The sequence below is a fragment of the Avibacterium endocarditidis genome (genome assembly GCF_002921145.1).
GTDB classification, from domain to species: domain Bacteria; phylum Pseudomonadota; class Gammaproteobacteria; order Enterobacterales; family Pasteurellaceae; genus Avibacterium; species Avibacterium endocarditidis.
In genome coordinates, this window is record NZ_PQVI01000030.1 from 1 (window position 1) to 9,904 (window position 9,904).

Sequence of the window (9,904 nt, forward strand, 5' to 3'; positions counted from 1 at the left end):
TAGAAGAAATTGACTTCACCGATAAATTAGTGGCCATTTTTGGTTGTGGCGACCAAGAAGACTATGCCGAATATTTCTGCGATGCAATGGGAACGGTACGTAATATTATCGAACCGAAAGGCGCGATTATCGTAGGTCATTGGCCAACAGAAGGTTACACCTTTGAAGTTTCACAAGCATTAGTTGATGAAAACACCTTTGTTGGTTTATGTATTGATGAAGATCGTCAGCCAGAACTCACCACAGAACGTGTTGAGAAATGGACAAAACAAGTTTTTGATGAAATGTGTTTAGCTGAGTTAGTTGAATAACCCACCAAGAGCAAAAGAAAGGAAACATTATGTCTGAAGAAAATATCAAACTTCTTAAAAAAGCGGGGTTAAAAATCACCGAACCACGCTTAACGATTTTAGCGTTAATGCAAGAACATAGTATGTCGCATTTTTCTGCAGAAGATGTTTATAAACTATTGCTTGAACGTGGTGAAGATATTGGCTTAGCCACCGTTTACCGTGTGCTTAATCAATTTGACGAAGCAAATATCCTGATTCGCCATAATTTTGAAGGAAATAAATCTGTTTTTGAACTTGCACCGAGCGAGCATCACGATCACATTATTTGCGTGGATTGTGGCAAAGTGTTTGAATTTAATGATGAAATCATTGAACAACGACAAAAACAAATCAGTGAACAACACGGTATTAAGTTAAAAACCCACAGTTTATATCTTTACGGAAAATGTAGTGATATTGATAACTGTGTGATGAAAAAGAGAAAAAAAATAATCTCGTTTTCTCCAAAAACTTACAAAAAAATCACCGCTCTTTGATCTGCTCCCAAAAAGTTGGATATCATCCACGATTAAGGAGCAGATTTTTTATGAGAAAACATTATTCAACAGAATTTAAACTATGGACGATTTCCTTAGCCTCTGAGAAAGGCATGAGCCTCCATCAGGCAGAGGAATATTGCAGTCTTTCCAACTATCCATAATCAAATTGTGATTTGGTCACTGCTCATTAAAATATGGTATTAATGGGCTAATTCGTCAGCTAGAAGTTATAATATCTTTCGCCAATGATGGATTTGGTGAACCATGAGATTATTGCCTACCAAATCGGGCGGCCACAAAGTTTTGGCTTAGTATCGAAAATACTTAAAGAAGCCTTGTTAAGCGAGTTTCTGGCGCGGTACCGCTGATTTATAACGACTAAGGTTGTCTTATCAACTGGCTGCTTAGTGAGAAATATTGGTGGATGAAAAGGGAGTACCAAAGGCGATTCAGGGTATGAGTTGTAAGGAAAATTGCTATGATAATGCGGTGATAGAAAGTGTTTTAGCATTGTGAAATCAAAATGTTTTTACCCGAATCGTTTTGCTAATGTCCCGGAGCTAAAGGTGGCACTGCAAGTATATTCACTATTATAATGAGCTACGGATTCAACCACATTAAACAAATTGAACTCTGTATAATACAGAGCTCAATATTTAAACTTCCTAGATGTCTAGGATTTGGGATGCAGATAAGTGCGGTATTTTTTTCGTAGATTTTTAGCTGTTATTTCATAGCAATCAATCTCACTTTACAAGGGGTTGCGTCTGTGGTTTGGGTGGAAACTAAGGTGTTTTCCCCTTTCACTTCAGCTTTGGCGCATTGGCTAGCTTGGGTGAGTTGCCATTTGCCTTTTGCCGTTACACTAGAATGCTGTGGTTGAGAAGGGGTTTTACGCCAAGTGCGAGAATAAATGCTCACTTCCACTTGTTTGCCGTCTTTCACTTGATCTTCTTCCGTGCCTTGATAGAAAGCAAAATCAGGGTTCACAATAGATAGATCAAGATAATCCTTGCCTGCTTCGTTGCCTTGTTGAGCCATTGCCATTAGCGGTTGGCTTGCCCCAAGCAATATGCCGCCCACGTCTTTTTGCTCTGCTTCAAAATAGGCATAGCCTTCTTGACCACTACGCTTATCACGCACTGCGTGTAATTTGCTGCTGTGGGATAATTTTTGGTAATCCACTCCTTCATCAGCGTTTGGTGCAATGAGTACGGCATATTCATATTGCCCATTTTCTGGAGCTTTGCCGTGATCTAACACTGCACTAGCAAATTTGCCTTGGGTTGGTTTATCGTTGCGATCGTCAACAGATTCTTGTTCTTGATAACGCACCGTCAATTTTTGCCCTGCGCTCACATAATAGCGGTTGCCCGCAGGATCTGCCAAAGTAACAGGGCCGGATAATTCTTCCACTGTCCCTAAGGTTGCCAATGGTTTTCCATTGATAAACATTGGTTTAAGATCTGCGACATTATGCTGGAACAAGGTGGTTTCCGTTGCGTGCTGTTTGTCATCATTACGAATATCCGATCCTAAGGCGATAATTTGATTATCAAAAAGGAAGTAGGATTTTTTCGCGAACAAGGATTCTTGCTGATATTTGCTATGGCCGCGCAATTTCATTGCATACATACTATTGTTATGCAGATCCGTTCCACCTGCGTAGGTTTCGGTAGAAAGCAGCATTTCTTCCAATCCTGCGGCTGGGAGCTGTGATAATTTGGCTCTTAACTCAGGGTATGGCAGATGAATGGTTGTGGTGCCAGGGAAACGATTCCAGTCCCAACCGTCATAGCGATAGCCACGATCATTGAAATGCTCAGGAATGATTTCTAACGCACCGTAGGACATATAACGTCCATACAGATTGTTTTTTTCGTAGGATTCATTGCCAACTAAATAACGACTAAATCCTCGTGCAATGGCAAGCCAAGAAAGTTTTGGATCATCTTGGTGACGACGCTGAACCACCATCGAGGCGTAATTCATTGCCCAGGCTCCAGTAGGCTCTGCTGCGGCTGGCACACCTTCAAACTCTGCTTTATGTTCAAGCGCGGCATAAATGGCGGCAAAAGTGCGGTTGATTTTTGCCGAATTTTTTTCATCGCCCGCTAAAGCAAACCATTTATAAGGCGCAGAGGCAATGGAGAATTTCCCTGTTGGATGGCGGCCACTAATTACAATAGGGATATGCCCTTCTTTGGTATAAACCCACATTTTATACAACACATCATCAAGACGTTTTTTCGCCTCTTGAGTAAGTGCATAAGGTGTTCCACTAATTGCATAAACAACAGGAGAAAGCCCTGTAAACGCATCTTTTCCATAGGCTGTATAATGCTGTGAATGGTGGAACATTGAACCATCAGGCTTAAACCCACCGGCAACCCCTTGAGATTGTAAAACAGTCGTACTCAACCAATGTGAAAACTGTTTTAACAGCCCAGCACGTTGATTTTCATTCGGTAATAATAAAATACTTTTCAACATCCATTGCAGTTGCGTATTAAGAATATCTACATTCGCTTCTACAATACTGCTATCTGGTTCAAAAATACGTCCAGCCCCACTAAACCACGCCATTGCACCTTGAGCTTGTTCCAGCAATCCTTGCTGAGATAACAAATCTCTCATTAAGAACCAGGCATCAAAAATTTCTCGATTTTGATACCCCATATGGCTCACAATTTGAATACTACTACCTCGTACAAAACCTTGATCAAATAAATAACGGGTGGCGAGTAAGAATTGTGCTTCCAGCTGTTGGCGTTGTTCATCTGTCAGTTTGCCTGTACGCAAGGCTTTTGCACTTTCTAACATCACTTTGCCCAGCTCGCGCATTGACACAGAACTCAGTAGAAACGCTTGATCTTGTTTGCTAAACACCTGTGCGTTCTTCATAAATTTTTGTCGCGCAGGGAAATCCAGCATCGCGCCTTGGATTACGCCATTTTTTTCACTAATATTAAACGCCTGATATTTCTGCAAAATTTGTGAAAAATCCACCGCACTTGGTTTATCTGCAAACACATTTAGCACTTGTTCAAAGCGTTGATAAATGCTTTCGCTTTGCGGATCAGAATGAAAGCTCGTATTAAAATCAAAATGTGGGTAATTTTTGCTTAGCATTCGATCATACATCAGCAAGCCATTCCAGTTTTTATTCACCGCCGTGCTTGCCGCTGGGTTCACAAAATCCGCTTGATAATCTGGAATTGGGTAACGATTATCTACTGGTACGTTGAATAAAAGCTGATCTAAATAAAGCGATCCCGCTTCATCAGGCGCTTGGATCACCAATTTATCTAGGTTTGTTACCTTTTCGCCTTGCATATCACGAAATGGCACGGCAATACCACGCCAGCCGACAAAATCTAAATTAATTTTAAAGGATTTTTTCACCTGGCCATTTTGTTCAAAGGCAAATTGCAAAGGCTGCTTTAAGGCTTTATCGTTATAAAGCCATAGCATAAAGGTCTGCGGTAAAATATCGTCATTTTGTGAAAAATCTAAATTTTGCGCAAAAACCAACCGCCCTTTCGGCTCGAATTGCCAATGCAACGCCTGCTTACCGTCCTTGTAATGCAACGTACTCGGCGCAACCTGTCCATTGGTTACCGTTAAATAAGCTGGTGGCTGTGCATTTTCAAAAAATCCCACGCATAATTCGCCGCATTAACACTGCCTGCAATAACGCAGGCAGTTAATAGGCTCAGCTTTGGAAATAAGCTCGCTTTCATAGGTTCTCCCTTAGAATAAGAAACGGAAGCCCGTGTAGTATTGGTTTACATATTTATTATGTACATTTACGTTGCTGATATTGCGATCACGCCCAAATTCGATAAAGGTGATCAAGTTTTTGATTGGACGATAATCCAGCCCTAAGGTGTAACCGTGATTTACATTTTCACCACGTTTTTCATAACGGAATTGGCTATAACCTGCAAATTTTGGCGTGATGAAATATTTTGCTGCGAGGAAATGTCTTTTTCTTTACTGCATTAGTGTCAAGATAGTTCGCGCGTTGTAGATCTTTTAATTCACCATAGTTATAAGCAACTTCCAAATTACGGTATTTCACTTCACCTGCCACACGCCACGCAGAGCGGTTTACAGCTTTTTCAATCCAAGATTTATTTGCTCCAGTGCTGTCTGGTGCTGAGAATTGGTGGCTATCGTAGTTATCACGAGTGTACCCTGCTCTAAAACGGACACGCCAGTCATCATTTAATTTATTCGTATAATATAACGCAAGCCCATAACCATTTTTTAAGTGCTTAGGTGAGTTATCAACGCCTTTTTCAGATGAACCAAATAAATAATCAGCACCAAACTGGAAACCAGCAAATTCCACGGTTCTGAAATGTGCCCCTTTCTCAGTGGAAGCGGTAAGTGGGTTACGTCCACTTCCCCCTAATTGCCAGTCTCCTAACATAATGGCATCACCATTGGTTGGTAGGCGACCTAAATATAAACGCCCTACGGATTTGTGTTCTACACCAAGATACAGTTGTGCAGTACGCGGCTCGCCAAAGCCTGAATGATTGCTACCGTTAGCATCTTTCCCATTAAAAACAATTCTGGTTTTACCGATCAATCGTAAATCTTCTGTCATTTCTTGTGCAAAGATAAAATCCACTCGCGAACCACGATCTCGCAAGTCTGAGCGTTCTCCTTCCGTATGTGCAAGCATTGGTCTAAATTGCCCGTTGAGCTGCACGCTCGTGCCATCTTTTTTATAAATTTCTACCGCACTTGCTGTGCTTGTTGCTGCGAGAAGTGAAAGCGCAAGAAGAGAAAGTGATTTTTTCATATAGCAATAATCCTTATTATTCATTGTGAAAAGACACCTCAAATTAAATACGATTAATCTGAGCCATTGCGATGTTCAAGCTGGTTAAATACAACACAAAAGTAACTAAAACTGATCATTCGTTATTATGATAGGCAAATATTTCAATGGAGAAAAGCATAATATTTCAAAAACAAGATCAAGATCACAAAAATATTGAAACAATGTTTTGATAGTTATTTTTATGATACCGATCATAAGGATTCTTGGTTTGATTATTCATAATAAAGAAAAAATCATAAGGATCGCCTATGACATTTTCTTTGATCATTATTCTTATTTTATGCGGTATATTGACTAACCTGATGTCAGCCATTTTTGGTATTGGTGGTGGGGTGTTGATGGTGCCGATTTTGCACACGCTTTTTCCGCAAATGCCTATTCAAATGATTTCTGCCACATCGCTGACTATCGTGATGGGATCAGCGTTAATTAATTTATTTTACTTTCATAGACTTAAAATTCAGATCGATAAGAAAAAATTGCTACTTTGGTCGTTAAGTATGATCCTTGGCGTACAGCTTGGATTTCATCTTAGTTTTGAAGTTTCCGACAACGTGATTATTGGGGTATTTGTGATTACGCTAACGGTGCTGGCATTGAAGACGTTTTTTACATCAGCGCAATGAGAAAAAGCAACAAACACAGAAAAATGATAGTCTGCGTGGTAGTCTTTTCTGCTTTTTTGGTGGAGGAATCGCTGGAATTACTGGGATCGGCGGCGGTTCGATTATGTCGCCATTAATTAGCCAGTTGCCGAGTGTAAACATTAAAAGTGTAGCGGTTTACACTAACTATATGATGGTGATTGGGGGTATTGGCAACCTGTATGGCTATTTAGCCAAAACGCCCGAGGTAGTGATTCCTCATTCCTTGCAAGTTGGCTATGTGAGCTTCTCTACTGTGTTGATTGTAGTGCTAAGTTCTTTTTTTATGAGTTTTGCCAGTATGAAAATTCGTGGCATTATCAAAGAAGACACGGCGCGCAAATTGCTCGGTATGATCTTACTTTTTATTGCCTGCTATATGCTAATATTGCGCGTAATACAAGGATAAATCTCATAGGATATGAAAATGCTTGAACAGATGAATTTAAAAAATTGTCAATATAATCATTTAGTTGCCCTTGAGAAAGGCACACAAATCTATCGCCAAGGGGATACCGCACAGTCTTTTTATTTTGTCAAAAATGGGCTAATCGGGTTGTATCATACCCTTGAAAATGGCAAAGAAAGCTTGGTCAGAATTTATAAAGCGGAGGATTATTTTGGTTTTCGCACGCTTTTTGGCGATAAAAAATATCACTGCACTGCGAAAGTGCTAATGGAAGCTGAAATAATCAAAATCACGCCGCAAGATGTTGATTTATTCTTTTTAGATAATCCTGAAACCATTCGTTTATTATTCCAAATTTTATCCAATGAATTACGAGATGCGGAAGATCGCCTTGCCAAAAGCGCTTATTTAAAAAGCCTTGATCGAGTGATTGATGGCATTTATTTCTTAAAAGAAAACTTCCCTGAATACCGCTGGACACACCGTGAAATTGGTGAATACGCTGGCTGCGAAACAGAAACCGCTATTCGTATTAGTCGGGATTTGCGTAAAAAAGGGTTGTTATAAGGTATAAAAAACGGCAGCTTTCGCTGCCATTGATTTTTCTATTCTAGTTTACTATTACATCACTTCTTTAAACAAAGAGGGTTCTTCTTTTAACCCGCGATTTTCTTCCGTTTCTGGCTCAAGATCGAGTTTTGCCATAAGCAGTTGATCGCCGTCTTCCTCAGGGTTTTCAGTAACGAGCAATTTATCGCCGTAGAAAATGGAATTTGCCCCTGCCATAAAGCACATTGCTTGCATTTCTTCCGACATTCCTTGACGACCTGCGGATAAACGCACATAGCTTTTTGGCATTACAATGCGAGCCACGGCGATGGTGCGAACAAATTCTGTCCAATCTAATTCTGCCGCTTCTGCCAATGGCGTGCCTTCCACTTTCACTAATTGGTTGATTGGCACAGATTCAGGTTGTGGATCAAGATTCGCAAGGCTGGCGATAAAGGCCGCGCGCTCTTTGCGAGTTTCGTCCATTCCAACAATCCCGCCACAGCAGACTTTTAAGCCAGCTTTACGCACTTTGCCAAGGGTATTAATGCGATCATCAAATTGGCGTGTGCCGATGATTTTTTCGTAATGTTCTGGCGCAGTGTCGATATTATGGTTGTAATAATCTAGCCCAGCTTCTTTCAGATCTTCAGCCATTCCGTCTTGCAATAAGCCAAATGTGCCGCAGGTTTCTAAGCCAAGCGCTTTCACCGCTTTGATAATGGTGGTGATTTTTTCAATATCTTTTGGCTTTGGCCCACGCCACGCCGCCCCCATACAAAAACGGCTTGCGCCACGAGATTTTGCCACTTTCGCCTTTTCCACAATTTCATCAACATCAATCAGTTGCTGATTTTGCACGCCCGTTTGATAACGCGCCGATTGCGGACAATAACCACAATCCTCTGGGCAGCCACCAGTTTTAATCGACATTAAGGTGGAAAGCTGAATCGCGCGCGGATTGAAATTCTCACGATGAACCTGTGCAGCACGGAACACAAGATCTAAAAAAGGCGTTTCAAATAAAGCTTCCACTTTACACACTGACCAGTATTCCAACGTTGGGTGCGGTGTTAAAGAGGGAATTTGAATGTTTGTGGTTGTCATAAATTATCCTTGTTGTAAAAAGTGCGGTCTATTTTAGACTTAAATTTTAATTCGGGTAATGGTTTATCACTAATCCTACCATTTTCAACCACCAAAAGGCGATCAATTTTTCCTGTTAATTCATCAGGTTGATGCGTCACAATAAGCAAAGTCAAGTTTTTCTGCTGGCATAACTTATCCAATAAATGCAACATTTCTTGGCGTAAATGAGGATCAAGGGCGGAAAAGGGTTCATCAAGCAATAAAATAGGTTTATCGCGCAACAGACAACGCGCCAAGGCGACACGTTGTTTTTGTCCGCCTGAAAGGGCATTAGGCAAGCGATTTAAAAACTCCCCTAATCCCACCGCACTTGCCACTTTCGCCACCTTAGCTTTTTCTAACTCGCTAAGATTTAGACTTGGTTTTAGCCCTAAAGCAATATTCTGCGCTACCGTCAAATGAGTGAACAAATTATTCTCTTGGAACAGCATTGAAACAGGGCGTTGATGAGGGGCGCTAAAGGTGTGATTTTGCCCGTTGAGCCAAATTTCCCCTTTGTCCGCCAATTCAAATCCTGCAATGAGGTTGAGCAAGGTGCTTTTTCCTGCCCCACTCGCCCCTACAATGGCCGCCCGTTGTCCTGCGGGGATATGCAGCTTAAAGTGCATTGGTTGATTGGGGTAATGAAAATAAGTATCCAGTTTAATCATCGTGTTGCCTAAATCATAAAACGAAAGAATGTGGTAAACATACCAAAATGCAAAGATAAAGTGCGGTGCAATTTTTTTCAAATTTTATCTTTGCCCTGCCTTTGCGAACGCTCAATCAGCACGAATAATGCGCCACATAACAATAATAAAATCAAGGCGGTAACGCTCGCTTCTTGCATACGATATGAGCCTAATTGCTGATAAAGCAAATACGGCAGAGAGATAAAATCTTGATTGCCGAATAAAGCAATAGCGGTGAAATCTCCCAAAGATAAAGCACAAGCCAAGGCGAAAGCATATCGCATTGGGGTGTTGATAGCTTGCCATTCCACCCATTTCCAGCGTTGCCAACCTTGCACGCCGAGAGATTGGCAAAGGCGATCATATTGCATATTTTGATACATTGGCACAGAAAGCGTGCGGATCACAAAAGGCATCGCCAAAATGCCATTACAAAATGCCACAATCAGCAATAAATGCCACGGCTGAAAATCCATTGCTTGCAAGCGAATAAACAACCCTAGCGCCACCACCAAGGTGGGGATCGCAAGCACGATCATTCCCATATTGCTAATTAAATTGGCGCAATAGCGGTGATGTTGCCAAGCTAAACGGCGAGCCAAAAAGAGCAATGCCATTGAAAATAAAATCGCAAATAGCGCAGAACATAAGGCGATACTTAAAGAATAGCCTAAGGCGCGCCATAACTGGGGATTGGCCGCCACTTTTTGCCACGCTTGCCAATCTAACCCTGCCACCACCATATAAAGCAGTGGGGAAAAGAGAAAAATCAGCACGCTGCTGACACAAAAA

At 41.2% G+C, this 9,904-nt stretch carries 8 protein-coding genes and 1 pseudogene; 4 read left to right on the top strand and 5 right to left on the bottom strand.

What is annotated here, in order from left to right:
- On the top strand, positions 1-311 hold a 311-nt coding region (locus C3Z13_RS03085), incomplete at its 5' end, for a flavodoxin domain-containing protein (RefSeq protein WP_181022000.1).
- Positions 312-340: 29 nt separating this feature from the next.
- Positions 341-829, top strand: a complete 489-nt coding sequence (gene fur / locus C3Z13_RS03090) for a ferric iron uptake transcriptional regulator (protein ID WP_103854966.1) — start codon at positions 341-343, stop codon at positions 827-829.
- A gap of 729 nt (positions 830-1,558) precedes the next feature.
- Here fur and C3Z13_RS03095 read toward each other — a convergent pair.
- Positions 1,559-4,495, bottom strand: coding sequence for a chondroitinase family polysaccharide lyase (locus C3Z13_RS03095; protein WP_103854967.1), 2,937 nt, complete (start codon positions 4,493-4,495; stop codon positions 1,559-1,561).
- A 274-nt stretch (positions 4,496-4,769) separates the two neighbouring features.
- Entirely contained in the window at positions 4,770-5,648 is an 879-nt protein-coding gene (locus C3Z13_RS03100) for a porin (RefSeq protein ID WP_181022001.1), read from the bottom strand.
- Between the two features lie 290 nt (positions 5,649-5,938).
- Here C3Z13_RS03100 and C3Z13_RS03105 point away from each other — a divergent pair.
- A pseudogene (locus C3Z13_RS03105) lies at positions 5,939-6,743 on the top strand (sulfite exporter TauE/SafE family protein).
- A gap of 18 nt (positions 6,744-6,761) precedes the next feature.
- Entirely contained in the window at positions 6,762-7,310 is a 549-nt protein-coding gene (locus tag C3Z13_RS03110) for a Crp/Fnr family transcriptional regulator (RefSeq protein ID WP_245872521.1), read from the top strand.
- A gap of 54 nt (positions 7,311-7,364) precedes the next feature.
- Here the strand turns inward: C3Z13_RS03110 and bioB are convergent, their stop codons facing one another.
- From bioB to C3Z13_RS03125, 3 genes are all read right to left on the bottom strand, one after another.
- Positions 7,365-8,399 (bottom strand): biotin synthase BioB, encoded by a 1,035-nt coding sequence (gene bioB / locus C3Z13_RS03115; RefSeq protein WP_103854970.1) that lies wholly within the window; start codon positions 8,397-8,399, stop codon positions 7,365-7,367.
- Positions 8,396-9,091, bottom strand: coding sequence for a thiamine ABC transporter ATP-binding protein (thiQ, locus tag C3Z13_RS03120; protein WP_103854971.1), 696 nt, complete (start codon positions 9,089-9,091; stop codon positions 8,396-8,398). Before thiQ ends, bioB begins: the two co-directional genes overlap by 4 nt.
- Positions 9,092-9,168: 77 nt before the next feature.
- Positions 9,169-9,904: ABC transporter permease family protein (locus C3Z13_RS03125; RefSeq protein ID WP_146256858.1), on the bottom strand; the 736-nt coding region annotated here is incomplete at its 5' end.

What these genes read in the sequence shown, in the direction of transcription:
- fur (WP_103854966.1), top strand. Translation starts at nt 341, where the DNA reads ATGTCTGAAGAAAATATCAAACTTCTTAAAAAAGCGGGGTTAAAAATC.
- C3Z13_RS03110 (WP_245872521.1), top strand. Translation starts at nt 6,762, where the DNA reads ATGCTTGAACAGATGAATTTAAAAAATTGTCAATATAATCATTTAGTT.
- bioB (WP_103854970.1), bottom strand. Translation starts at nt 8,399, where the DNA reads ATGACAACCACAAACATTCAAATTCCCTCTTTAACACCGCACCCAACG.
- thiQ (WP_103854971.1), bottom strand. Translation starts at nt 9,091, where the DNA reads ATGATTAAACTGGATACTTATTTTCATTACCCCAATCAACCAATGCAC.
- C3Z13_RS03100 (WP_181022001.1), bottom strand. Translation starts at nt 5,648, where the DNA reads ATGAAAAAATCACTTTCTCTTCTTGCGCTTTCACTTCTCGCAGCAACA.